Consider the following 26,483-nt stretch of genomic DNA (forward strand, 5'->3'; position numbering starts at 1 on the left):
CAAATCCGCAGGCGTCTCACCGCACCGTGAAGCGGACCTGGTCCACCCGCCGCCCGCTCTCGTCCAGCAGGGCGAGGAGATGGCTGCCAGGGATGAGCGGAAGCTGCACGGCCTCCTGCGCGCCACCCATCGGGCGACCGTCGAGCGAGAGGCGATGCGACGTCGCCGCACCGTTGACCACCACGCCGAGCGCCTGCTGGCGCGCGGGAATGTCGGGATCATAGGCGTAGACGCTGCCGGAGACGGGATTGGTGATGTGCGGGCGCCGGGCCGAGGCGGGGGCCTGGGCGAGCACTGCCTGACCCGTCCCGGCAAGGAACCATTCGGTGCGGGCCTGCTCGGTGCCGCTCACGAACGTGACGTGCGTGCCGCTCACATTGGCAGGACGCGCCGCCGCCTTGCCGGGGCGGCCCCGATGCAGCGCCATCATGATATCGCGCCAGACGGGCGCGGCGCCGCTCGTGCCAGAGACCGAGCGCATGGAATCGCCCTCGAGATTGCCGACCCAGACGGCGACGGTGAAGCGATCCGAAAAGCCGATGCACCAATTATCGCGCATGCCCTTGGAGGTGCCGGTCTTGGCGGCGGCCCAGAACGGCAGGCGCAGCGCGCTGTCGACGCCGAAGGTCGCCGCGCGGGCGCCGGCATCGGCGAGGATGTCCGCGACGATCCAGGCGGCGCCGGAGTCGAACAGCGCGCGCGGCGCGGCGCGCGCATCCTCGTTGCGCAGGCGGGCGGGCGACCAGCGGCCGAGATTGGCGAGCGCGCGATAGGCATTGGCCTGCTGGAGCAGGGTCACTTCCGCCGAGCCGAGCGCCAGCGAGAAGCCATAATAATCGCCGTCGCCGCTGAGGTCGGTGTAACCGAGATCGAACAGGCGGTCGCGGAAGCTCTGCACGCCGTCGAGGACGAGGGCGCGCACTGCGGGAACATTGAGGCTGTTGGCCAGCGCGCGGCGCACCGAGACCGGGCCGAGGAAGCTGTTGTCGTAATTGCGCGGCACATAGAGGCCCGAGGCGGTATCGAGCTGGACCGGACTGTCTTCCAGGATCGATCCGGCGGTCAGCCATTTGCGCTCGATGAGCTGGGCATAGAGGAAGGGCTTGAAGGTCGAGCCGGCCTGGCGCAGCGCATTGGCGCCGTCGACCGCCGCCGCGGTGGAGGAAAGGCCGACGCCGCCGACATAAGCCAGCACGTCGCCGGTCGCGTTGTCGAGCACGATGGCGGCGCCGTCGCGCGCGCGCGTCGGGCCGAGGCCGAGCAACTGGTGGCGCAGTGCCTGCACCGCGACCTGCTGCACGGCGGCGTCGAGCGTGGTGGTGATGCGTGTGCCCGGTTTGCGGAGCAGGCGTTGGGCGAGATGCGGCGCAATCCCCGGATCGAGCGCCTGCAGCCGCCCGGGCGCGACCATCCGCGCGGCCATGGCGGCAAGGACATTGCAATCGGCGCCCGGCACCAGGCGGCAGGCCCGCGCCGCGAGCTGATCCGGCCGTGCCGCCGGATTGGGCAGCAGCGCCGCCGTCAGCGCCGCCTCGCGCTTGTCGAGCGCGGCGGGGAGCTTGCCGAAGAGCGTCAGCGCGCTCGCGCCGATCCCCTGCGTCTCGCCCCGGAACGGCGCGAGATTGAGATAGGCTTCGAGGATCTGGTCCTTGCTCCAGCCCTGCTCGATGGCGCGGGCGGCGCGCATCTGGCGGACCTTGTCCAGCCAGCCACGCGCGCCGGGCGCGGCGATGTCCGGCGAAAGGAAGGCGGCGAGTTGCATGCTGATCGTGGAGGCGCCGCGATCATGACGGCGCGTCGCCTTGGCCCAGAGACCGCCCGCGACGGCGAGCCAGTCGACACCCTGATGGCTGACGAAGCGCCTATCCTCCGCCGCAATGATCGTATCGCGCATCGCCGGGCTCACCGCATCGAGCGGGGTCCAGGCGAGACGCCGCGCTGCATAGTCGACGCGGATGCGATCGAGCAGCTTGCCGTTGCGATCGTAGAGCCAGGCCTCGCTGGGCTTCCACCCATCGCGGACCCCGGCGAACGCGGGCAGGTCGGGCGGCCGGCTCAGCACATCCAGCGTCGAGCCGGCCGCGATCAGCGCGACCAGCGCGCCAACCGGACCCCAACGGCGGATCGGCCCCGGCAGGCGGCTCAGCGCGCCCATATCGTGATCGGCGCGACCGGCAGCTGCGCGCGGATCGCGGGCGAATACATCGCCTCGACCCGGCTCGGCGGCAGCGTGAAGTGGCCGATGCCGTTCAGCCGCAGCGTATATTCTATCGTGGTCGTGCCGCGCGGCAGCCAGTCGTAATAAGCCCGCCAGGCGTCACGGCCCTTCTCGACATAGGCCGGCCAGCTGCCCTCGCTCGCCTCGCCCTGCTTGAGCAACGCCGACTGGCCGCCGAGATCGGAGACCACCGTCGCGCCGGGCGGCAGCGGATCGCTGATCACCACCCAGGTCCGCTCGGCGCTCGCCTCGATCGTCAGCTTGACGCGGATCACGTCACCCTGGCTGAACCGGCCCTGCTGCCGCGCCGAGACGACGCTGATCGCGCGGGAGAGGCGATAGCCCGCCATCAGCGGCGCACGCAACGGCACGGCGGCGCGCACGCTCACCGTTGCCCACGGGCCTACCCCGCCCGTCTGGCTAAGGCTCATCGGTCCCGGCACCAGCGGCAGGCGCACCGGCCCGGCATTCGCCGCGAGCGGCCAGGCGACCGTGCGGCTGTTCGGCCCCAGCGCCACGCGCGTCGCGCCCGTCACCGCGCTTGCCGGATAGAGCCCGCCGAAGCGCCGGGCGACGACCGCGCCCCAGGCATTGGCAGGAGTGGTGTCCCAATGGCCATGCCATTGCCGCTGAGCGACGCCGGTCATCATGCGCGGCGCCTCGGCCGCCCAGCCGGGCTTGCCGAGCACGGCGTCCAGCGCCTTGATCGCCATCTCGTCGCCGCTGGTCATCATCCACCAGGGTGCATTCTTCTGGTCGGCAAGGTCGAGACGCGTGCCCTCATAGACGAGGCGCTTGCGCAGCTCGCCTTCCGCGGTCGCGCGCATCTGCGCCGAGCGCGCGGCACTCGGCACGCGATCAAGCGCGATGATCCAGTCGGCCAGCGCACTGGTCGGCATGTCTGCCGGGACCATGTCGATCGCGGCGATCAAGGCGGGATCGGCCGCCCCGGCCCGCGCCAGCGCGGCCAGCGACGCGATGCGCAGCAGCCGGTCGTCGCCGACGAACTTGCGATCGCGCGTCAGCCGCCTTTCGACCACCGAGCGCAGGGCCGCGATCATTTTCGCGCGGGACTCATCGGGGATGGCGAGCCCCGCCGCGGAGGTCACCGCCAGCGCGTACGCTGTCAGTTCCGGCGAACCCTGCACGTCGGCGATCGGCCAGTAACGCAGCAGCCCGTCGCTATCGAGATAGGTCGGCATCGACGCGGCCAGTGCCGTCCAGCCGCCCGTGTCGCCGGTCGCGACGATGCGCGACAGCCGCTGCTCGAAGCAATTATAGGGATAGTCGGTCATGTAGCTGCGCACGCCCGCGAGCGGCGGCGCCAGCGTGTCGGACAGCGCCACGTCGACCCAGCCGCCCGGCAGCGCGCCCGCCGGCCAGGCGATGGTCGGCGCCGCGCCCTCGCCGACGCGATAAAGGCTCGCCGCCCAGGTTTCGACCGGCACGGCGGGCACGACATCCTGGCTCGCCGTGACCTTGTCATTGTCCTTGCCGTCCGCCGAGCGCGCGGTGACCGTCCAGCGCAGCGTCACCGGATTGCCGGGCGCGCGGAGGTTCCAGCGCACGGTCGTCGCGCCGCCGGCGGGAATAGTGACGCTGATCGGCGCGACCTTGACATAGGCCGGCTCGATCGCGGGCGTCGCGGTGACCGTCATGGCATGATCGGAGCCGTTGCGCAGCGTGTAGATCGCGCCGTACCAGTCGCCGGTCCGCACCAGCGGCGGCATGCCGGAATAGATGGAGAGATTCTGCGCGGTGCGCACGCTGGTTTCGCCAGTGCCGAACAGCTGCGCGCCGTCCGTCGCGATCGCGACGAGCCTGAAGCTGGTCAGCGCATCCGGGAGCGGGACCGGCACGCGCGCGTTACCATTGGCATCGAGCGCGACATGGCCGCGCCAGAGCAAAACGGGCTGGAAATTCTCGCGATTGACCGCCGAGGCGTCACCACCGCCGCCACCGCCGGCCGCGACCGCCTTCTTGCCATAATGGCGCTTGCCGACGACCTGCATCTGCGCGGTCGAGGTGATGACCGACAGCGACCGCTCGCCCATCATCGCATCGAGGATGTTCCAGCTGGGATTGGGCATGAGCTGGAGAAGCGCTTCATCGACCGCGACGAAGGCGACGTCGGCACCGCGCGCCGGCCTGCCCGACGGATCCTTGACCGAGAGGCTGACACTGGCTGTGTCGCGCACCGCATATTTGGGTCGGTCGGCCTTCACCGCCACGGCCAGCCTATGCGCTTCCCAGCCGACCTTCACCTTGGCGATGCCCAGCCGATAGCTCGGCTTGGCGAGATCGACCAGGGCGGTCGGCGCCGCACCTTCGCGCGAGAAGAAGGGCAGGTGCCAGCGCCGCGCCAGATCGGCCAGCCACAGCTTGAAGCCGCCGACGCGACCGCGCACGGCCATGACCGACACATAGACGTTGGGCGCATAGGCACCGGGCATCGCCACCTCGACGACGGGATCCTTGCCCGAGAGCTGGGTCACGAAACTGGAGAGCACGCCCTCGCGTTCGACCGTCACCAGCGCCGTCGCCGAACGGAACGGCATGCGCACCTGGAAGCGCCCGGTCTCGCCGGCCTTGTAGGCGGTCTGCTCGGGGATGACATCCATGCGGTCGCCATTGTCGCCGCCGAACCACCAGTCGTCCTCGCCCGCCAGCCACACGGTGCGGACCGCGCGCGCCACCCGCCCCTGCGCGTCCATCGTCGTCGCGACGACCGTCACCTCGCCCGAGGTGCCGGGATCGAGCGCGCAGCCGGCGCGGCCGAGGCTGTCGGTGCGCGCGGTGCAGGTCGCGCCGATCTCGGTCACCTTCTCCTGATTGTCATAGGCGTAGAAACCGCCGATCAGACGGCGCCGCGCGGTGATGATCTCGCGCGAATAGAGCTTCACGTTGACGGTCTGGCCGCTCAGCGGCTTGCCGCTGAGATCGAGCGCGACGAACTGCAGGCGCAGATCGTCATTCTTCATCATCCAGCCGTCGGTCTTGACGCCGAGCTGCACAGCGGACGGATAGAGCGTCAGGTGCCGGCTGGCGGTCAGCGTCTCGCCATTGGCATCGGGATAGTCCATTTCGACCGTCAGGCCGAGCGGCTGCGTCACCTGCTGGTTGACATCGACGCTGGCCTTGACCGTACCGTCGGCGCCCAGGGTTACCGGCAAGGTCTGGGCATAGGGCAGAGGCGCGCTCGGCGCCTCACGCTGGTCATCGAGCGGCCGTGTGCCCGGCACGACGTCCGCGCCGCCGAACTGATAGCCGTCCCAGCCGTCGGGCGCGGGGACGTAGCTCGCGAAATCGGTGCGCAAAGTCACCGGCAGTTGTCCTGCCCCGCCGCCCGAGAGATAGCCGACATAGAGCGAGAGCGGCACGGCAGTCGGGCGCACCAGCGCCTCAGCCGGGCCGGTCACGGTCGCGCGCATCGTCGGCAGGCGATATTCGTCCACGCGCACCGACTGCTCGGTATAGACGGTGCGCCCATCAATCTCGAAGCGCAGCGAATAGTCGCCAAGCGGCGCGCCCTGCGGCACGGCCCATTCGGTCTCGCCGCTCCCCGAGGCGCTGATCGTCACGGGCATCGTGAACTGCGTGTCCGAGCCGAGATGGCTGAGCGTGAGCTTGCCCGAGAAGCCCCTGGCGAACGCGAAGCCGGCGGCGGAGGGATGGCGCAGGACATGCTTCATGTGCACCCTCTCGCCGACGCGGACGAGTGCGCGGTCGAAGATGGTGTGGATGATGTCCTCAGGCGCCGACCAGCCGAACGGCAGCTCGAAATCATAGGGCGCGATGCCCTGCGTCCAGCTTGTCAGGGTGAAGCTCATATCCTCGCCCAAGCGCGCAGAGACCATCAGCGGATGACTGGACTCGTCGTTGCAGGAACCGCCTGTCTCCGGCTCGGCGAGCTTGCCGCGGATCAACAGTCGCCCGGCACCATCGGTGCTGCCCCAGACGATCGGCTTGCCGGTGCAGCTATCCGTCACATGGATGGCGGCATTGGCGACGGGCGCGCCGCTCTTGAGCGCCGTCACCCAGACCAGCGAGCTTTCCCGACCCCATTTGAAATGCACGGCCATGTCGGTGACCAGCGTGCCGGCCGCAACATAGCGGGTGACGTTGTTGCGCCCCAAGAGCGCCCTGCCGAGCGCCGGGCTGGCCAGCTCGACGACATGGAAGCCATAGGATTTGAGCGGGATGCCGACGACCTCGAAATCCTTGCCCTTGCCCGGCAGGCCGAGGGTCATCGCGGTGCCGCCGCTGGTCAGAATCGGCTTCTCGCGCGTGTGGTTGATCGTGGTGGTCGTGCCGTCCTTATGATCAACCTCCTCATAGTCGCTCTCCTCCGCCTTATCGAGCTTGCGCAGCCAGTCGGCGATGGCGGCGTCGCTGTCCGCGATCTTCGCGCTCTTGCCGGCGATGGCGGTCGCCTTGCCCGCCAGTGACGGCTCGACCGCGCGCACCGTCACAGGCAGGACGCCACCTTCGCTTGCCTCGAGAATGCCGAAGCCGGCGGCGAACTTGACCAGCGGCGGCTGCGCATCGAAGCGCACGGCGAGCGGAAACCGCTCGCCATTGCTGAGCTTGCGGCCGGAAAGATCGGTGATCCCCTCCGGCAGGACGACGGTCGCGCCGGTCAGCGCCGGGAATGGCCCGGCGAACTGGAGATCGGCGACCTGCGCGTCATTCTTGTCGTCATCGGAGAGCTTCGGGCTGCGCTCGCTCCCATCGGCGAGGCGCAGGCGCACGGCCAGCGCCTTCTCGCGCGGGACCGGCGCGGAGAAATGGACCGAGGCGGGGCGGATCGGATCGCAGGCCGCGCCGCCGTTCACCCGGCCGCACTCGAACCGGGCTGTGAAGGCCTTGCGCACCTTGAAATCGAAGCGCTGGTCGCGCCCGGCCGCCTTGCCGCCATGATCGACGATGCCGGCGGTCCACAGGAGGGCAACATCGCGCTCGGGCGGCAACGGGCGGCGGCAGCGCAGTGCCATTACGCTGGCGAGCGCATTGGCGCGCGTCCTGGCGTCGGCCGGTAATTTGCTGGGGAGGCCTGCCTCGCTCAGGAAGCTGCTGACCCGCCAGTTGGTTTCACCGAGACCGGCGAGCAACTGCCCCGGGACACTCGCAGGCAGCACGTCGACGGCGATCGTCTCGCCGATTCCGTCGACGGCGCAGGCCGCCTGCGCAGCAACCGAACGGGCGTCGGCAGGAACATTGGTGGCGACGAGGAAGACCTGATCCTCGTCAATCTCATAATCATAACCGGGCGCAAGGACAGCGCGGACCGATGGCCCGCCGGTGTCGATCGGGAAGCGGCTGGTGCCGGACAGGCGGCTGCCCTTGAGCGTTGTGATCCCCGCGCGCAACGTGACCGCGCAGGAGAGCCCGCCCGGCAGCGGAGTGTCGAAATCCAGCACGAAAGTCTGTTGATCAACCCAGCGACCCTTGGCCGGCACCGGGCAATCACTGGTCGCCGCCGGCGTCGCGCGCGGATCGCCGAGCGGCACCATCGGCTCGGAGAAACGCAGGGTGAAACGCTCGATCGCGCCGCTCGCGGGGCCGGCGTTGCCGGCGACCGCCAGCGTGACCTGCGGACCGCTGTCCCCTTGGGCCGCGAAGGGCAGGACCAGAGCGCCCAGCAGGGCCAGCAGCCAGCGATGGCTCGTTCTCATGGCGCGCATGATCGCCTCCCCCAACGGTGATTCGAGGGGCAAGCTTCGTTCATCCCGGCGCGCCTGTCCATGATGGATCAGTACCGCTGGAGGCACGTCATGCTGCCGCCTCGGGCAAGGCACGTCGTTGACTCAATTCCCGGCGAGACATAGTCATCGATACGAGTTTCGCGGACACAGCGGGACCGGAAAAAGATTGAGGATGCCCTAAAAAGGGGAAGGCACGCCGTGCCCGGCAAGTACCATTTCTCGAACGAGAGAGCGGTCTGGCTCAGCCGGCATATCCTGCCGCACGAGCCGGCTCTGCGAGCGCAGCTTCATCGCTGGCGGGTGCCCGACGGGCTGGATGCCGACGACATCATCCAGGAGGCTTATGCCAAGCTGGCGACGCTTGAGGACGTGGAGGCGATCCGCAATCCCAAAGCCTATTTCTACCAGATCGCCCGCTCGGTCATCCTGATGCATGTGCGTCGCGCGCGCGTGGTATCGATCCAGGCTGTCGAGCAGATCGAGCAGTTGGCTATTGCCTCGGACGAACCCGGGCCTGATATCCAGATCTCCGATCGGCAACAATTGCATCTGCTCGCCACGATGATCGGGGCGCTTCCCAAGCCGGCCCGGACGGCAATGACGCTGCGCCTCGTCCACGATCTTTCACACCGTGAAATTGGTGATCGATTGGGCATGTCCCCGAATGCCGTTCAGAAAAGCCTGGCGAAAAGCCTATCGACCTTCGTGCGACAACTTGGCAGAGGCGGAACGGATGCATCCGAAGCATCTAGGGATCGAACCCTGAGGGACGACCAGCCTCGGCATGACAACGCGAGAGAGCAGTTCCGAGATTGACGAAGCCGCAGCGTCCTGGGCGATGCGGATCGACGAGGCCGTGCTCGATGAGGACGAGCAGACCGCCTTCGACATGTGGCTGGAGGGCGACCTCCGCCGGGTCGGCGCCTTCGCCCGCGCCCAGGCCGTGCTCGTCCACGCCAAGCGCGCCAAGGCGCTGGGCTCTGACTTCGAGCCGACCGCTTTCACGCCGGACCCCGCCGACCCCGCATCGATCACCGACGGACAACCGGCCCCACGACGGCTGACGCGGCGCAAGCTGCTGATCGGCGCGTCGGCGATCGCGGCTACGGGCGTCTTTGCCATGGTCCTGCCGCTCAAGCGGGCTTCAGCGAAAATCTATGAGACCAGCCGGGGCGAGACGCGCCTCGTGCCGCTCGAAGACGGCTCGACAGTCACGCTCAACACCGATTCCAGCATAGCCGTCACGATCGACGGCGAACATCGGACCGTAGCGCTGACCCGTGGCGAAGCACTGTTCAAGGTGGCGACGGCCGAGCACGCGCCTTTGATCGTCGAGGCCGGCGACACCGCGCTGCGCGCGCAGAACGCAACCTTTACCGTCTGCCGGCTCGATGACGAGCTGCTCAAGGTCCGGGTGTGCGAAGGCAGCGTCGAGGTTCGGCGCGACACATCGGAACCGCGCCTGCTGCGCGCCAATATGCAGGCGACCCTGCCCGCCAACGGCGCGTTCATCGCACGCAACATCGCGCCCGAGACGCTGCGGCGCGAGCTCTCCTGGCAGGAAGGCATGCTCTCCTTCGAGGACACGCCGCTGCGGCAGGCGGCCGACGAATTCGCGCGCTACAGCGATCGTAGGATCGGGATCGGCGATCCGACCGTCGGTGCCGAAACGGTCACGGGACTCTACGCGGCGAACAATCCCGAGGGATTTGCCCGGGCGGTCGCGCTCAGCCTCAATCTCCATGTGCAATCGAGTGCCGGCGGTATAATACTCTCCCGCTAGTATGGGCGCGCGGACCGGGCACAACCGGCCGGACGCTTGCTTATAAAGCCTGCGCCATGGCGGGCGGACACGGGAGAGGCTCAAGCATCTTGCCAAGGGGGACAGTTCTTGCCTGTGGCATAGCGGCGTCCGTTTTCTGCCTGCCGGACGCGGCACTGGCACAACAGCGCAGTTTCGACATCCCCAGCCAGCCTGCAAACCGCGCCATCACTTTGTTCGCGCGGCAGGCGGGCATCCAGATCATTGCGCCCGGCAGCCGGCTGCGGAATCTGCGGACCAAGGGCATCAAGGGGACCTACGAGATCCGCGCCGCGCTCAAGGCGATGCTGGAAGGCACCGGCATTCGCATCGTGGCGGATGCCAATAACACCATCACGCTGGCGATGCCCCCCGCGCCCGTGCGGCCGCCCGAGCTGGCAGGGACCCGGTCTGCGCGTTCCGGCGCGACTGAACCGCCGCCCCTTCCCGCCCGGCGGGCGATCCTCAGAACGCAGGCACAGGACGATGCTGCCCGGGCCGCGGCCGCGACGCAGGTGGGCGGCGGCGACATCCTCATCACCGGATCGCGACTGAAGACCAGCGGCTATGATTCCCCCGTTCCGCTCACGGTCATCGATGCCAGCCTGATCCGTCACCTGGGCCATGGCAACGCGGCCGATGTCGTGCGGCTGATCCCCCAGAACATCGCGACGCAATCCGACGCGACGGCCGGCAACGGCTTCTCGGCCGACATCGGTGCAGCGTTCGCCAATCTGCGCGGCCTCAACCCGACCTTCGGCACGCGGACGCTGACGCTGGTCAACAGCCGGCGCTTCGTGCCGACCTCGACCGGCGGCCAGGTCGACCTCAACCTCATTCCCTCGGTCCTGTTCGGACGGGTCGAGACGGTCACCGGCGGCGCGTCGGCGGCCTATGGATCCGACGCGGTGGCTGGCGTCGTCAACATCATCCTCGACAACAAGCTGGAGGGCTTCAAAGGCGTGGTCGACCATGGCCAGACCGCGCGCGGCGACGGCCAGTCCTTTCATGCCGCCGCCGCCCATGGTTTCAAGGTCGCGGGGGGGCGGGGACATATCGTGGTTGGCGCCGAATATCAGCGCAATCGCGGCATCTCACGTTGCGCGCAGGTTCGCAGCTGGTGCGCGGAAAGCTGGGGCATTTTCGTTAACGCGGCTGGCATTCAGCCCGGCACGCTCAACACGCCGGCGAACATCTCGGGCTACAATGTTCCCGGTTCCTTCGGCTATGGTGCGCCCAACTATATCGTCGACCCGCGCTCGGGCATGATCTACATGTCGCCCTATGGCGCGATCCGCAATTTCACGGCGCCGGCCAGCGTCAGCACGACCGCCTTCTCCAACATCGCCCCGGCCATCCAGCCGCCGCTCGCCGCCGTCGACAAGGTCTTCTCGGCGGATGGCAAGTCCGTCATGGACTATGACCCGGGCGCCTATGGACCAAAGAATGTCGGTGGTCAGGCCCAGGGCGGCGACAATCTCTCGGCTTACTCCGATCAGGCAATCCAGACGCCGCTGGAGCGCTATACGAGCTATGTGTCGACCGAATATGAGCTGAGCGACGCGCTGAAACTCTCCGCCGAGCTCATCTATGCCGGGCGGAGGTCCACGGCGCCGTCGATCGTCTCGGCGACGCGCTCGACCATGGCCATCAAGCCCGACAACGCCTTTCTGCCGCCTTCGGTCGTCGCGGCCATGAACGGCGCCAGCTTCAGCCTGGGCAAGGATGTCGACAATGAGCTGCGCAACGTCCAGCGCGTCAATGCCGAGGTGTTCCGTGGCGTAATCGGCCTCAGCGGCAAGCTCCTCGCCAACTGGACCTGGGACGCTTACTATCAATATGGCGACAGCCGGCGGCACGCCCGGGCCAATTATGCGCGGCAGAACGACGCCTTCGTGATGGCGATCGATGCGATCCGCGATCCCGCCAATCCCGGTCGGATCATCTGCCGGCCGCTTTCGCCGGCGACCCTGGCGACCTTCACGCCTGCCTATCAGGCGGAGTTGCAGGCGCTCTACGCCTCTTGCGTGCCGCTCAATCTGTTCGGCATCGGCAATATGGACCCGGCGGCGATCGCCTTCGTGTGGCGGGATGTCGGCGAGGATTTCCGCTATCGCCAGCATGCCCTGGCCGGGAGCGTGCAAGGAACGCTCTCGGCAGGCTGGGGCGCCGGGCCGATCGGCGTGGCGGCGGGGATCGATCACCGGGCCGAGCAGGGCGAAGTTACGCATGGCGGCGTCAACCCCAATGCCTATGCCGGCGCGTTCGGGCTCGACTATGCCGGCAGGATCAATGTCACCGAGACGTTCGTGGAAACCAACGTACCGACGCTGCGCGACTTCGGCCTGGGCGATTATCTCGAGCTGAACGGCGCGCTGCGCTATACGCTCAACAGGAGCAGCGACACGCTGACCGGCCAGTCACGCTCGACCGACGCGGCGAGCTGGAAGATCGGCGCGATCTACGACATGATCGACGGCATACGGCTGCGGGCCACCTGGTCGCGCGATATCCGCGCCGCTGGGTTCCGCGAACTGTTCCAGAAGACGGCGCCGACCGACGAAGGCACGATCCAGGGGCGCGTCAACAATCCGAACATCGCCGGGCCGAACAAGAACGACAACACGCCGATCTTCAGTGGCGGCAATTTCGGCCTGACCGCCGAGAAGGCCGACACCACGACGATCGGTACCGTACTCACGCCGGGTTTCCTGAGCGGCGTGCGGGTGTCGCTCGACTGGTACCAGATCAAGGTCAGGGACGCGATCGCCAACCTCAACGGCCAGCGCGTCACCGATCTGTGCATCGGCTACAAGGTCCTGTGCGACCGGATCAGCTTCGCCTCGCCCACCGACATCGTCCGGATCGACGCGGGACAGGCCAATGTCGGCAAGATCGAGATTCGCGGCTTCGATTTCGAGGCCTCCTATCGCCTGCCGCTGACCAGCCTCACGGCTTCGCTGGACGGGACACTCGACGTCCGCTTCCTGCTCAATCACCAATATGATTTCCAGGTGAAGCAGAGCGAAGGCATCCCGACCATCAACTATGCCGGCCAGTCCGGACCGGCTGTGGAAGGCGGCGACTTCTATCCGACGCCCAAATGGATGTGGAACGCGCTGATTGCCTATGACGGGCCGGGCTTCAACACGACAATGACCCTGCGCCATGTCGGCCAGGGCATCCTCAACCGCGAATGGACCGGCCCCGAGGATGCCGGCTATGCGCCAACCCTGCCGAACAGCGTCAATATCAATCGCGTCCCGTCGCGCACTTACGTCAATCTGGCCGTGTCGTATGAACTGCCGGTCGGCAGCGAAGATCAGATGATCGAATTGTTCGGGTCGATCGAGAATCTGTTCGACCTCAAGCCGCCCGTGGCGCCAGGCGGAACAACCACCGTGCTGGTCTCCGCCTATCCCACCAATCCGGTCTTCTTCGACACGTTCGGTATGCGCTGGAAGGCGGGCGTGCGCGTGCAGTTCTGAACGCCGATCAGCACTGAGCAGAAAATTTTACCCTTGCGGCGGCGGATTCCGCCTGCCCCGCGCATCTCATCCCACAGCGTCATGCGAGAAACGCAGGCGAAGGAGGGGACGAGCATGAACATCTCATCGACACGGGCGATACTCATTCGCGGCACCGCGCTGGCGGCACTGATCCTGCCGTCCTTGGCCGCAGCGCAGACCGAGCCGCAAGCGACCGAAGAGGGCGCGGCCGGAGGCGGAGAAATCCTCGTCACCGGATCGCGCATCAAGAAGGACGGCTTCGACTCGCCGGTTCCCGTGACGGTTGTCGACGCAGGCTTGATCCAGAATCTGGGCCAGACCAACGCGGCGGAAGTCGTCAAGCTGATGCCGCAGAACATCGCGTCGCAGTCCGACGCGACGTCGGGCACGAGCCTTTCGGCCAACGCCGGCTCGCAGTTCGCCAACCTTCGCGGCCTCAACCCGACCTTCGGCACCCGCACGCTCACGCTGGTGAACACCCGGCGCTTCATCCCGACGTCGGACGGCGGCCAGGTCGATCTCAACCTCATTCCGTCGGTGTTGATCGGCCGGGTCGAAACCGTTACCGGCGGCGCTTCGGCGGCCTATGGTTCCGACGCCATCGCCGGCGTCGTCAACATCATCCTCGACAACACGTTCACCGGCTTCAAGGGCCAGATCGATTACGGACAGACCGGGCGCGGCGACGGCAAGTCCCTGCACGCGGCAGCGGCCTACGGCCTCAACTTCGCCGACGGCCGCGGCCATATCATGATCGGCGGCGAATATCAGCGCAACAAGGGCATCGGACAATGCGCCGACGTGCGCGAATGGTGCGCGGAAAGCTGGGGCACCGTTGCCAACCAGGGCGCCATTCGTCCTGGTTACGACCGTAACGACCGCACGACGCTCAACCAGAACCAGGCCGGCCGATCGGGGCCGTCCAATACGGTTGGGTACAATGTCCCGGGGTCCATCGGGGCCGGCCTGCCCAACTTCATCATCGGTCGCGGTCTGGGGCTGGTCTACAACTCGACCTATGGCGTCATCCGCAACTTCTATCAGGCGGGGAGCACGACCGGGACCGCCTACAACGCCGTTTTCCCGGCGGTGAACCCGCCGCCAGCGCTGGTCGACAAGGTCTTCTCGCCCAACGGCCAGACGGTCAGCGACTATGACCCTGGCCTCTTCGGGCCGAAGCTGGTCGGCGGCGTCGCGCTCGGCGGCGACAATGACGGCGCCTATCGCGACCAATATATCCAGACGCCGGTCAAGCGCTACTCGACCTATCTCGCGGCGGAATATGAACTCTCCGACGCGTTGAAGATCTCCACAGAGCTTTCCTATGCGGACCGGAAGGCGAACAGCCGGTCGCTGACAGCTGCGACCCGATCGACCATGTCGATCCAGGCCGACAACGCCTTCCTATCACCTGCTCTGGCGGCGATCATGAATGCGCCCCAAGCGCCCGGCTCGTCGCCTTATCCGATCGCCCCCTATACGTTCAGCCTCGGCAAGGATCCCGACGACGAGCTCGACAATGAGATCTCGGTCGATGCGCAGGCGTTCCGCGGCGTGCTCGGGCTCAGCGGCTCTCTCTTCGCCGACTGGACTTGGGATGCTTACTACCAGTATGGCGAGAACAAGCGCTTTTCGTCCGTCAAATATTCGCGCCACAACGATGCCTTCTTCATGGCGATCGATGCCGTGCGACAGGATCCGGCGAACCCCAACAGCCAAATCATCTGTCGTCCGCTGAACGAGGCGACCATCGCCGCAGGTGTGGCGGCCGGACGCTTCTCGAGCGCCTATGTGACGCAGCTGAGGGCTCTCAACGCGGCCTGTAAGCCGCTCAATCTGTTCGGGTCCGGCAATATGAATCCGGAGGCGATCGCCTTCGCCTGGCGACCGGCGGTCGAGGACTTCAAGTTCCGTCAGCATGTCCTGTCCGCCAGCGTGCAGGGAACGGCGTTCCAGGGTTGGGGCGCAGGGCCGATCAGCGTGGCAGCCGGCCTCGACTATCGCGACGACAAAGGCGACGTTACCCATGGCGGCGTCAATCCCAATGATTATGCGTTCTCGTTCGGCCTTGATTATGCCGGCAAAATCAGTGTGATCGAAGGATTCTTCGAAACGAACGTGCCGGTGTTCCGCGATTCCGCTCTGGGCGACATGTTCGAGCTGAACGGCGCGATCCGCTACACGAAGAACAAGAGCACCGACACGCTCACCAGTCAGTCGCGGACGATCAATGCGACGAGCTGGAAGGTCGGCGGCATCTATGACGTGTTCGACGGCCTGCGGTTCCGCGCCACCCAGTCGCGCGACATCCGCGCGGCCGGCTTCCGCGAACTGTTCATGAAAACCGCTCCGACCGAATCGGGTACTGCCCAGGGGCGGGTCAACAACTTCAACAAGACCAATCCCGCCACGGGCGGGGTCGTGGGTGCCGATCCGGCCGACGCCACACCGATCTACAGCGGCGGCAATTTCACCCTGGCGCCTGAAAAGGCAGACACCACGACCGCTGGCGTCGTGTTCTCGCCGACCTTCATGCGCGGCTTCCGGATCTCGCTGGACTGGTATCAGATCAAGCTGAAGGACGCGATCGCCAACCTCAGCGGGCAGCGGGTTGTCGATCTCTGCCGGGATTCCGGACTGCTGTGCGATCGCGTCACCTTCGCGTCGCCGCTCGACATCACGCGGGTCAATGCCGGTTCGGCCAATGTCGGCCTGATCACCACGCGCGGGTTCGACTTCGAGGCCTCCTACCGGCTTCCGTTGTCCGACCTGAAGGGCTCGCTGCCGGGTTCCCTCGATCTGCGCTTCCTGCTCAATCACACCTATGACTTCGTGGTGCAGCAGGGTCCGGGCGCGGTGGCCAGGGACTATGCGGGTCAGTCGGGCCCTGTCGTCGAAGGCGGCGATTTCTATCCGTCGCCCAAGTGGATGTGGAATGCGCTGATCGGCTACAGCACTGAGCGCTTCAACTACACGCTCACGGTCCGCCATGTCGGCAAGGGTATTCTGAACGTCGAGCGGATCGGTCCGGAAGATCCCGGCTATGCTCCGAACATTGCGAACAGCATCACGACCAACCGGGTGAACTCGGCGACCTACTTCAACGTCGCCATGTCGTACAAGATTCCGCTCGGCGCCGACATCGACCAGAATATCGAGGTCTTCGGCGCGATCGAGAATCTACTCGACAAGAAGCCGCCGGTCGCTCCTGGCACGAGCCCGACCAACCCTGCGGCCTATCCCACCAACCCGGTCTATTTCGATACCTTCGGCATGCGCTGGAAAGCGGGCGCCCGCCTGAAGTTCTGACGCTTCGAAGACAACTTGCGCCGGATCCCGCCCCTCCTCGCGGGGTCCGGTTTTATTTGGACGCCAGCCGAGCGAGCCGCACGGTCAGCGTCCCACGCCGATCAGCATTCCTCGCCGACGAGCCGGCGGCCGTGGTGCGCCACGGGCGGCGACTTGGCGCTGTGCATGATCTTCCAGAGCGAGAGCGCGATGCGAACCTCGGCAAAATCGTCGCCCTGCCCGGCTGCGACGATGGCCGCCTCGTCCGGATAACCTTGATCGCGCAGATGCCGGGCTGCGGCCGCGCGCGCTGCCGCCATGTCGGTCGTTTCCGTCATGTCGGCTGGGCTGGAGGCGCCACGACCCGCCCCTCGCCGGCCTTGAAGAAATATTGGCTGCACACCAGCCAGCCCTTGAGCGGGCGCAAGGGCAGGATGCAGGTCGCAAGCGTCAACGGCACGGTGGTCAACAGATGCACCCAGAAGGGCGGGCTAAACTTGATCTGGAGCAGCAGCGCGAAAGTCACGGCCGGCACGCAGGCGAAGCAGATGACGAAGAAGGCCGGCCCATCGGCGGGATCGGCATAGTCATAGGACAGGCCACAGACCTCGCAGCCCTTTCGCATCTTCAGGAAGCCGTCGAAGATATGCCCCTCGCCGCAACGCGGACAATGGCCGCGAATGCCGGTGCGAACCGGGTCGAGCTTGGGCCAGTCGCGGCCCTCCTGATCAATCTGCTGTGCCATGTCGCGGTTCCTTGTTCCGCGCCGATATAGGCTTTATGTATGCAGATCGTAATCATACATAAATGTCAGAGCCGCCATGCAGAACTGGCTTTCCCTGATCCGGCTCGACGCCGGCCCGCGCTATGCCGCCATCGCCGATGCCATTGCCGGTGCGATCCGTTCGGGCGCGCTGCGGCCCGGCGAGCGCTTGCCGACCCATCGCGAGCTTGCCGGGCGCCTTGGCGTCGACCTGACGACGGTCACGCGGGCCTATGGCCTGGTTCGCGATGCGGGCCTCGTCGAAGGCGCGGGCAAGCTCGGCACCTTCGTGCGCAACGATGTCGCGCTGCCGAAGTTCGGCGAGACAGCGAGCGAAGCGGGCATGAATGTGCCTCCACAGCCAAGCTTCAACCTGCTGCCCGAGGCGATCCGATCGGGCATGGCGGCGCTGCTCCGATCGGGCCGGCACTCGCCGATCCTGCAATATCAGCCCAGCATCGGCAACATATCGGATCGTGCACGCGGGGCCGCGATGCTGACAGCACGCGGCATCCCGACCCGGCCGGAGCAGATTGCCATCACGGCGGGATCGCAGCACGCTCTGCACGGTGTCGTCGCCGCGCTGCTGAAGCCGCGCGACCGGATCTGCTGCGCACCGTTCATCTATCCCGGGATGATCGCGCTCGCGAAACGCTATCGCCTTCAGCTCGTCGCCGTCCCGTCCGACGAAGAGGGCATGCTGCCCGATGCGCTCGACGCCGCGCTGCGGGCCGGGGCGCGGACCATCTATCTGACACCCACCATCGATAATCCCACGACCGCAACGATGGGACAGGCTCGACGCGGCGAGATCGTCGCAGTGGCGCGGCAGCACGATGCGATAATCCTGGAGGATGATGCTTATGGGCCACTGCTCGCGGAACCGCATCCGCCCTGCGCGGCGCTGGCGCCCGAGTGCTGCTGGCACATCGCCGGAACCTCCAAGCTGATCTCTCCGGTGATCCGCATCGCCTATGTCCGGGCGCCATCGGCCCGCGAGGCGGCAATGCTGGCGACGGACATCAGCGAGACTGCCGTCATGGCCCCGCCGCTCAATGCCGCCCTTGTCTCGCTCTGGCACCGCAGCGGCCAGTTCGCCGAGTTGGTCTCCGGCGTGCGCGCCGAGTCGATCGCGCGGCAGCGGATCGTCGCGAGCCAGCTTGCCAGCCAGCCCTATCGCGCCCATCGCGAGGGCTATCACTTCTGGCTGGATTTGCGCGGGCGCACCGATGCCGACGCCCTGGTCGCGAGGGTGGCGGCGCTGGGCCTGTCTGCGGTGCCGGGACGCGTGTTCGACGTTTCGGGCAGCGCGCGCTCGTCACATATGCGCGTCTCGGTCGGCGGCGCGATCGATTATCATGGCTTGGAGCGGGCGCTTTCGGTCCTCGCCGAAGCGCTGGCGTCACGAGCCTGACCGGCCGGCCTATTTCGCGGGCTCGGCCACGACATTGCCCGCCGTCGCCTCGATCGCGATCGGGCCGACCAGCGATGCGACGATGCCGGGGCCGGTCTGATCGGGTCGCCGCGCATCCATGCGCATCTCGTTCATCGCGATATGCGCCGTGACGTGGCGATCGAACGGCAGGATCGTCCCGTCGCCCCAATCCTGATGCACGATGTCGAAGCTGAGCGTGTCGCCGTCGATCCTGAAATTCTCGAGCGCGCCGAACGTGTAGGGATTGTCGCACCGGCCGCATGCCACGCCGAACAGGCCGCCGCCGTCGCGGCGGATGATGAAATATTGCTTGTCCATGCCGACACCGAAGCCGAGCCAGACGCCGACCACATCGGCCGCTGTCAGGGATCGCCATGGCGCGGGCGGCACATAAGGCGGCGCGCGGCCGATGCCACTGGCGGGCTTGAGAAGCGGTGGCGCCGTGGTCCCGGGCGGCAGCACCGCGATCGGCCCCGTCGACGGGACGGGACCACGCGGATCCTTGATCGTCGGATGCTCGAACGCCGCGCCGCCCGGCCCGCCACGCGATCCGGTCACGATCAGCCGACCTTTGACCAACCGGGCGGTCGCCAGATCCTCGGACATTAGCGACCCATCGAGCCGCAGATGTCGGATCGTGAAAGCGAGACCTGTCGCTTCATCGAAGGTGCCGACGATCGGCGCAAGGGTCGTGCCGTCGGCACATTGGGTGCAATAGACGCCGCTGACCCGGTTACCCCTGATCACGAACTGATAGACATGCGGCTCGCCCGCATCAGTCCGCCACCCGCCGCGATAATAATCTGCGCCCTCGGCATGCGCGCCCGCTGTCGCGGCAAAGGCCGCGAGCGCCGCTGTCACGAGTGCAATTGACCGAATGAGCATCGGCATCCTCTCCCCTGAACATTCCCTGCGCGCCTCTGCCGGGCGACGGCGCGGATGCTAGCATCTGCCGAGGCGTTTCAGAAGGAAAAGCGGGCCGATCCAACGACGTCGTCGTGAAGCCGAACGGCGCCGTCTATTTCACCGGCGCCTTCTCGTTCAACCCGTCAGGCTCGGTATTCCCGGCGTGCCTGTCCCACGCGGCGAAATCCTGTAAGGGAACAGCATGAAGGAAGAGATCGGGGGCATGACCCTCGATCCGCCGCACTGGGGAGGATGACTGAGTGACTGAAGCGAAGATTGGGAACACAATCGAAACGCCCACCATGCCAGCCGACCCAGATCCGGACGACACTAGCCGGCGCGGCTGGTACACGGTCATCCTCCTGGGCATCGTCTCGACGCTCTCCTTCGTCGACCGGGGTGTCATGGCGCTGTTCGTCCAGCCCATGAAGCGTGATTTCCACCTGTCCGACACCGAGGTCAGCCTCCTGCTCGGGCTGGCCTTCACCATACCTTATGTGATTGTTGGCTTCCCGATGGCCCGCTTCATCGATCGGGGCAGCCGCCGCAACCTGATCGCGGGCTGCCTCGCGGTGTGGAGCTTCGCGACGGGCGCTTGTGGTATCGCCCAGAATTACTGGACCCTGTTCGTCTGCCGCTTCGTGACCGGCGGCGCGGAGTCCGTGAACACGTCCGGCTCGCTGTCCATGATCGCCGATTGCGTCCCGCGCGAGAAGATGCCGCGCGCCTTTGCCATCCAGTCGGCCGGCGTCGCGGGCGGCGCCGCCCTGTCGCTGCTGATCGGCGGCGTGCTCTATGGCCTGCTGGTCAAGGTGCCGCCAACCCATGTGCCTCTCATCGGCGTGATCCACAACTGGCAGCTGGTGTTCATGATCGTCGGCATTCCGGGTTTGCTTGTCGCCGGACTGATGTTCTTCACCGTGCCCGAGCCGCGCCGCAAGCGCGGCACGCGGCCGGGCGGCTATCCGCTGCGCGAGGTGCTGAGCCTGGTAAAGCAGCAGCAATCACTGCATCTGCCCTTGCTCGGCGGCATGCTCCTGCTGGCGATCATGACCAGCGGCTTCGCGGCCTGGATGCCGGCCTTCTACGAGCGCACCTATGGCTGGGGACCGGAGAAGGTCGGCCCGATGCTGGGCGCGGTCTCCCTGTTCACCTCGATCATCGGCCTGATCGCCGGCGCCCGGCTGGCCGAATGGTTCGGCAAGCGCCGGGACGATGCCAATCTGCGCGTGCTGTTCCTGGCGCACCTGCTGTCGCAGCCTTTGCTCATCATCATGCCGCTGATGCCCAATCCCTGGCTGGCGCTGGGCTGCGCGGCCATTTCCGGCGTGTTCGGCGTGATGGGCGGGCCGGGCTTCAGCGCGGCGATCCAGATCACCACGCCCAACGAGATGCGCGCGCAGATCAACGTCATGTATGCCGCCAGCATCACCGCCATCGGCGGGTCGGTAGGGCCGACCCTAATCGGCTTCCTGACCGACTTCGTCGCGGGGTCGGAGGCGGATCTGCGCTATGTGCTGGTCGCCGTGAAACTGCTGTTCGGGCCGCTCGCCGTCTACCTGATCTGGAGGTCGATGGCGCCCTACGGCAAGCTGTTCCGTCAGGATCTGGACGAAGCGCGCTAGAGCCATTCCCGATCGAAGGGGCCGGTGCTCCTGCGAAAGCAGGAGCCCAGGGCGGCTAGGGACGGCACATGCGGCCTGAGCTCCTGCCTTCGCGGGGGCAATGAGATTACGGACGGCTGCCTTCCGTGCCACTTTCGCGCCCTCGTCACGCATTCCGCTGGTCGAAGGCTCTTTTCAGCTCCCATCAATCCGTTTCCACCGCGCAAGGAAAACTTGCACACGCCTGCCTTGTAATTATCCGCCAATAAAGTATCTGCATATGCAGCTAATTATGAGGCAGATGAAATGGCGCGATTCGGTATGGACATTTGCGTGGGGCCCTTTTCCCCGGGCCGCATGATCCGTCGCCTCGCGAAGATCGCGACAGCCCATGTGGAATCCCGCCTGGAATCGCGGTTTCGCGAGCTGGATCTGGGCTTCACGCAGTGGATCGCGCTCAAGGTGATCCATGACGGCGTGGTCAGCACGGCCGGCGAGCTGGCGCGGGAGCTAGGCATCACCACCGGCGCCACGACGCGCCTCATCGACACGCTGGAAGAGCATGACCTGCTGTTCCGCGATCGGGGCACGGCCGACCGGCGCGTCGTCAAGCTCTCGCTTACCGATGCCGGGCGCAAGGTGACGGCCGCGCTGCTGCCCGACGTGATCAACGCCTGGACCGAGATCTTCGAGGATGTCGACCAGCCGGAAGCCGAGGCGTTCGTCGCCACGCTGAAGAAGATGTTCGCGACCGCCGAGCGGCTGGAGAACCGTGCCGAGGAGGTGGTGCTGTGACCCGCTCCGCTCCCTTCGCGGCGCTCGCCGCCCTGCTGCTCGCCGGCTGCGCCAGTGTGCCCCATGTTTCGCCGCAGCTCACGCAGGCGACGCCGACCACGATTGGACTGGATGCCGCGGCGCGCGCGCAGGTTTCCGACACATGGTGGACCGCGTTCGGCGATCCCCAGCTCGACCGCCTGATCGCGATGGGCGTCGCAGGCAATCCCGACCTGGCTGGCGCGCTTGCCCGCGTCCGCGCCGCGCAGGCCACGATTGGCGCCCGGCGCGCCGATACCCTGCCCCAGATCGCGGCCAGCGCGAAGGCGCCGCGCCAGCGTTATCCGGAGAATTACATCCTGCCGCCACCGCTCGGCGGATCGACGTTCTGGGTACCGCAGATCGAAGCGACACTCGACTGGGATCTGGATCTGTTCGGCCGCAACAAGGCGGCCTTGGCGCAGGCACGCTCCAATGCCGCAGCCACCGCGCTCGATGCGGAAGCCGCGCGGCTTACGCTCACCACCGCGATCGCGCAGACCTATGTCGGCCTTGCCCATGCCGAGCGCCAGATAGCGGTCGCCGACGGTTTCGTGCAGACGCGCGGTCAGGCGCTGTCGCTGGTCGAGACACGCGTGAAGAGCCAACTCGCCAACAATATCGACCTGCAGCAGGCGCAAACCCTGCTCGCCGAGGCGCAGCAGGCCAAGACCCGCGCCGTCGAACAGCGCGACACGATCGTCCATGCACTCGCCGCTTTGGTCGGCCGTGGCCCGGATTTCTATGGCCAGATCACGGCGCCGACGCTTGCCTTCGACAGCCCGCCAGTGGTGCCCGATGTCCTGCCTGCCGACCTGCTCGGCCGCCGGCCGGACCTGCTCGCCGGGCAAGCCCGGATCGATGCCGCCATGGCCGGCCGCCAGATCGCCAAGGCGGAGTTCCTGCCGAACATCAGCATCCAGGCGCTGGCAGGGACACTGGCGCTCGGCCTCGGCAACGCCTTCAAGCCCGGCTCAACCGAGTTCGGCGTCGGCCCGGCAATCCACTTGCCGATCTTCGAAGGCGGCCGGCTCAAGGCCAATTATATCGGCGCGACGGCAGGCATCGACGAAGCGATCGCCTCCTATGACGGCGCAGTCGTGAAATCCGTCCGCGATGCCGCCGACGCCATCACCCATGTCGGCGCGGCCGATCGCGATCTTGCCGATCAGGCTCGCATCGTCGGCGGCCTGCGCGAGACCGTACGCCTCAATCAGGTGCGCCTCGACACCGGGCTCGGCTCGAAGCTGGACACGATCGACTCCGGCTTCCGCCTGCTCGAGGCGGAGCAGGCGCTCGTCACGCTCCAGGCCCAGGCGTTCACGCGCCGCATCCAGCTCATCGCCGCTCTGGGCGGCGGCTTCGATCCCAACGCGCCGCGCGTCGCGGCAACCAGTGCAGTGGACCCCCAATCATGACCGACTATAGCAACGAGCGTTTCGACCGCAGCGAGACCATCGAGGAAGAGCGCGTCGAGCTGGCGCAGGCTGCGGACGTGACCGAGGCGCCGCGACCGCCGGCGCCCCCTGCCGGCAAGCCCAAGGCGCGCCGCACGGGCTTCATCCTGCTTGGCGCGGCCGTCGCGCTCGCCGCGCTCGTCTATGGCGGCATGCAGTATTTCGCGCCACCGAGCGAGGAGACAGACGACGCCTATGTCAGCGGCAACATCGTCGCGATCACCGCGCGCCAGAGCGGCACCGTGCTCGCACTCAATGCCGACAATACCCAGGCGGTGCAGCGCGGCCAGAGCCTGATCGAGCTGGACCCGGCGCAACAGGACGTCGCCCTTGCGGCGGCCGAAGCGAGGCTCGGCGAGGCCGTCCGCTCGGTGCGCTCGGGCCAGTCCGCCGTCGCGGAAGGATCGGCCGAGATCGAGAAGGCCCGCACCGACCTCGCCACCGCGCAGGCCGACTATGCCCGCCGCAAAAGCGCGGCTGCGGCCGGCGCAATTTCGGGCGAGGAGCTCAGCCACGCCAATGACGCGATCGCCTCGGCCCGCGCCGCCCTTACGCTTGCGCAGGCGCGCCGCGGGCAGGCCGCCAGCACCGTTTCCGGCACCAGCGTCGCGGGCAATCCGCAGGTGCTCTCGGCCATCGCCGGGCTGCGCCAGGCCGCGATCAATCGCGCCTATATGACGATCAAGGCGCCGGTGGCGGGCGTGGTCGCGCAGCGCACCGTCCAACTCGGCCAGCAGGTCGCGGCCGGCCAGCCCCTGATGGCAGTTATCCCGCTGGATTCCGTCTGGATCGACGCCAATTTCCGCGAGACCCAGCTTGCCGACCTGCGCGTCGGCCAGCCCGTGACGATCGTGGCGGATGTCTATGGCAGCGCCGTGACTTTCCACGGCAAGGTGCTGGGCCTCGGCGCCGGCAGCGGCAATGCCTTCTCGCTGCTGCCCCCGCAGAATGCCTCGGGCAACTGGATCAAGATCGTGCAGCGCGTGCCCGTGCGCATCGCGCTCGATCCCAAGGAATTGCGCGCGCATCCGCTGCGCATCGGTCTCTCGGCCAAGGTGAACGTCGATACGTCCGTTCGCTCTGGCCCGCTCGTCGCCGCCAGTACACCCCCCGCCGGCGGCACGCAGCAGAGCCTGGACGGTGGCCCGCAAGTCGACGCCACCGTCCAGCGTATCATCGCCGCCAATCTCGGCGGACGGGTGCGGTGAGCGACGCAGCCCAGAGCAGCGGCCCCGCGCCACTGCGTGGCCTCTCGCTCGGCCTCGCCGCCTTCGCGCTGGCGCTCGGCACCTTCATGCAGGTGCTCGACACGACGATCGCCAACGTCTCGCTGCCCACCATCTCCGGCAATCTCGGCGTGTCGAGCGACAGCGGCACCTGGGTGATCACCGCCTTCGCGGTCGCCAATGGCGTCATCGTGCCGCTCACTGGCTGGCTGATGATGCGCTACGGCGTCGTGCGCACCTTCACCGTCTCGGTACTCGCCTTCACGGTGGCGTCTTTCCTCTGCGGCATCGCCTGGGACCTGCCCTCTCTGGTGATTTTCCGCGTTCTCCAGGGCGGGGTCTCGGGGCCGATGATCCCTGGCAGCCAGGCGTTGCTGCTCGCCATCTTCCCGTCCGAAAAGCGCGGCACGGCGCTCGGCATCTGGTCCGCGATGACGCTCGCCGCGCCGATCTTCGGTCCCGTGATGGGCGGCTATATCTCGGACAATTATCACTGGGGCTGGATCTTCCTGATCAACGTGCCGCTGGGCCTCCTCACTGGCGGGATCACCTGGATGATGCTCGCCAAGCGCGACACGCCGACCCGCAAGATCCCGGTCGACAAGGTCGGGCTGCTGCTGCTCACCTTCTGGGTGTTCAGCCTGCAGACCATGCTCGACCTCGGCAAGAATCGCGACTGGTTCAATGACCCGTTGATCGTCGTGCTGACCATCTTCGCCGCGATCGGCTTCGCCGCCTGGGTGATCTGGGAACTGACCGAAGGCCAGCCTGCCGTCGACCTGACGCTGTTCAGGTCCCGCAATTTCACCTTCGGCGTCATCGCCCTCTGCCTCGGCTATGCGCTGCTCTTCGCCAACAATCTGTTGCTGCCGCTCTGGCTCCAGACACAGATGGGCTACACCGCCACATGGGCCGGCCTCGTGGCCGCGCCCGCCGGGCTGGTGGCGGTCGTCACCACGCCGCTGATCAGCAAGCTCAAGGTCGACGCGCGAATCATGGCGACCATCTCCTTCCTTTGCTACGGCGCCTCCTTCCTGATGCGCAGCCATTATACGCCAGACGCGACCTTCTTCACGCTGGCCGCGCCCATGCTGCTGCAGGGCGTCGCGATGACCACCTTCTTCGTGCCGCTGCTCACCATCCTGCTGGACGGCCTGCCACCCGAGCGCATCCCGTCGGCAAGCGGGGTCTCCAACTTCGCGCGCATCACCGCGGGCAGCTTCGCCGCCTCGCTCGTCACCAGCTATTGGGACCGGCGCGAGGCGCTGCATCAGACCCGCCTCGCGGAATCGGGCAGCCTCTTGTCTCCCCTGTATCGTGAGGCGCTCGCCCGCCTGGAGAGCCTTGGCCTCAATCCGCAGCAAGCCGCCGGATCGATCTCGCACTCGATCGCCAACCAAGCCTATCTCCTGTCCACGCTCGACATCTTCTGGGCATCAGGCTGGATGGCACTGGCGATGATCGCGCTGGTCTGGTTCACGAAGCGCCCCAAGCCTAGCGATCATGCCATCGCTGCGGATTAGTCGGCACGGACGGAACCGACCGAAATGGGATGGGGAACAGCCATTAGCCCCCCCTTCAAGGGAGGGACTCCGTGTCTCTAAAAGCGTCGCATCCTGTCAGTCCGCATTGGTTCCAGGAGGCAAACATGCGGAAGATCATGGCCGTCATGCCCAGGTTCTATCGGGACATTATCAGGCCTGCCGCTTTCTTTCCAAAAGTTCATGTCCACGCCACGCTCCGGATGGGCAAGATCTC

15 protein-coding genes are annotated in these 26,483 nt (G+C 66.9%); 10 read left to right on the forward strand and 5 right to left on the reverse strand.

Annotated elements, in window-relative coordinates:
* Nucleotides 1–16: 16 nt before the first annotated feature.
* A complete protein-coding gene (pbpC, locus tag KK488_RS19425) occupies nt 17–2,155 on the reverse strand; it encodes a penicillin-binding protein 1C (protein WP_214625377.1) in 2,139 nt (712 codons plus the stop codon).
* Complete coding sequence (locus KK488_RS19430; protein ID WP_349356939.1) at nt 2,143–7,902, reverse strand: alpha-2-macroglobulin family protein; 5,760 nt, start codon at nt 7,900–7,902, stop codon at nt 2,143–2,145. The genes pbpC and KK488_RS19430 overlap by 13 nt, the downstream gene beginning before the upstream one ends.
* A gap of 219 nt (nt 7,903–8,121) precedes the next feature.
* Here KK488_RS19430 and KK488_RS19435 point away from each other — a divergent pair, with 219 nt between their 5' ends.
* The 4 genes from KK488_RS19435 to KK488_RS19450 all read left to right on the forward strand — a co-directional run bounded on the left by KK488_RS19435 (nt 8,122) and on the right by KK488_RS19450 (nt 16,542).
* Nucleotides 8,122–8,739, forward strand: a complete 618-nt coding sequence (locus tag KK488_RS19435) for an RNA polymerase sigma factor (RefSeq protein WP_214625378.1) — start codon at nt 8,122–8,124, stop codon at nt 8,737–8,739.
* 22 nt (nt 8,740–8,761) lie between these two features.
* Complete coding sequence (locus KK488_RS19440; protein ID WP_214625379.1) at nt 8,762–9,706, forward strand: FecR family protein; 945 nt, start codon at nt 8,762–8,764, stop codon at nt 9,704–9,706.
* A gap of 89 nt (nt 9,707–9,795) precedes the next feature.
* A complete protein-coding gene (locus tag KK488_RS19445) occupies nt 9,796–13,212 on the forward strand; it encodes a TonB-dependent receptor (protein WP_250890787.1) in 3,417 nt (1,138 codons plus the stop codon).
* 114 nt (nt 13,213–13,326) lie between these two features.
* Complete coding sequence (locus tag KK488_RS19450; protein ID WP_214625380.1) at nt 13,327–16,542, forward strand: TonB-dependent receptor domain-containing protein; 3,216 nt, start codon at nt 13,327–13,329, stop codon at nt 16,540–16,542.
* A gap of 101 nt (nt 16,543–16,643) precedes the next feature.
* Here the strand turns inward: KK488_RS19450 and KK488_RS19455 are convergent, their stop codons facing one another.
* Nucleotides 16,644–16,859 (reverse strand): hypothetical protein, encoded by a 216-nt coding sequence (locus tag KK488_RS19455; protein WP_214625381.1) that lies wholly within the window; start codon nt 16,857–16,859, stop codon nt 16,644–16,646.
* Nucleotides 16,856–17,266 (reverse strand): DUF983 domain-containing protein, encoded by a 411-nt coding sequence (locus KK488_RS19460; protein WP_214625382.1) that lies wholly within the window; start codon nt 17,264–17,266, stop codon nt 16,856–16,858. The genes KK488_RS19455 and KK488_RS19460 overlap by 4 nt, the downstream gene beginning before the upstream one ends.
* A 76-nt stretch (nt 17,267–17,342) precedes the next feature.
* On the opposite strand from KK488_RS19460, the gene KK488_RS19465 reads away from it, so the two are divergent.
* Nucleotides 17,343–18,698 (forward strand): aminotransferase-like domain-containing protein, encoded by a 1,356-nt coding sequence (locus KK488_RS19465; RefSeq protein ID WP_214625383.1) that lies wholly within the window; start codon nt 17,343–17,345, stop codon nt 18,696–18,698.
* A 9-nt stretch (nt 18,699–18,707) separates the two neighbouring features.
* Here KK488_RS19465 and KK488_RS19470 read toward each other — a convergent pair whose 3' ends face one another.
* Nucleotides 18,708–19,604, reverse strand: coding sequence for a hypothetical protein (locus KK488_RS19470; protein ID WP_214625384.1), 897 nt, complete (start codon nt 19,602–19,604; stop codon nt 18,708–18,710).
* A gap of 323 nt (nt 19,605–19,927) precedes the next feature.
* Between KK488_RS19470 and KK488_RS19475 the strand changes: the two genes are divergently transcribed.
* From KK488_RS19475 to KK488_RS19495, 5 genes are all read left to right on the forward strand, one after another.
* Complete coding sequence (locus tag KK488_RS19475) at nt 19,928–21,250, forward strand: MFS transporter (RefSeq protein WP_214625385.1); 1,323 nt, start codon at nt 19,928–19,930, stop codon at nt 21,248–21,250.
* 336 nt (nt 21,251–21,586) lie between these two features.
* Nucleotides 21,587–22,024 carry a MarR family winged helix-turn-helix transcriptional regulator gene (locus KK488_RS19480; protein ID WP_250890789.1) on the forward strand — a complete coding sequence of 146 codons (438 nt, stop codon included), beginning with the start codon at nt 21,587–21,589 and terminating at the stop codon, nt 22,022–22,024.
* Nucleotides 22,021–23,460: an efflux transporter outer membrane subunit gene (locus KK488_RS19485; protein ID WP_214625387.1), complete on the forward strand. Its 1,440-nt coding sequence runs from the start codon at nt 22,021–22,023 to the stop codon at nt 23,458–23,460. The genes KK488_RS19480 and KK488_RS19485 overlap by 4 nt, the downstream gene beginning before the upstream one ends.
* Complete coding sequence (locus KK488_RS19490) at nt 23,457–24,707, forward strand: HlyD/EmrA/EmrK family protein (protein ID WP_214625388.1); 1,251 nt, start codon at nt 23,457–23,459, stop codon at nt 24,705–24,707. Before KK488_RS19485 ends, KK488_RS19490 begins: the two co-directional genes overlap by 4 nt.
* A complete protein-coding gene (locus KK488_RS19495; protein ID WP_349356940.1) occupies nt 24,704–26,248 on the forward strand; it encodes a DHA2 family efflux MFS transporter permease subunit in 1,545 nt (514 codons plus the stop codon). The genes KK488_RS19490 and KK488_RS19495 overlap by 4 nt, the downstream gene beginning before the upstream one ends.
* Nucleotides 26,249–26,483: the final 235 nt, after the last annotated feature.

Origin of the sequence: Sphingobium nicotianae (assembly GCF_018603885.1) — a bacterium.
Classification (GTDB): domain Bacteria; phylum Pseudomonadota; class Alphaproteobacteria; order Sphingomonadales; family Sphingomonadaceae; genus Sphingobium; species Sphingobium nicotianae.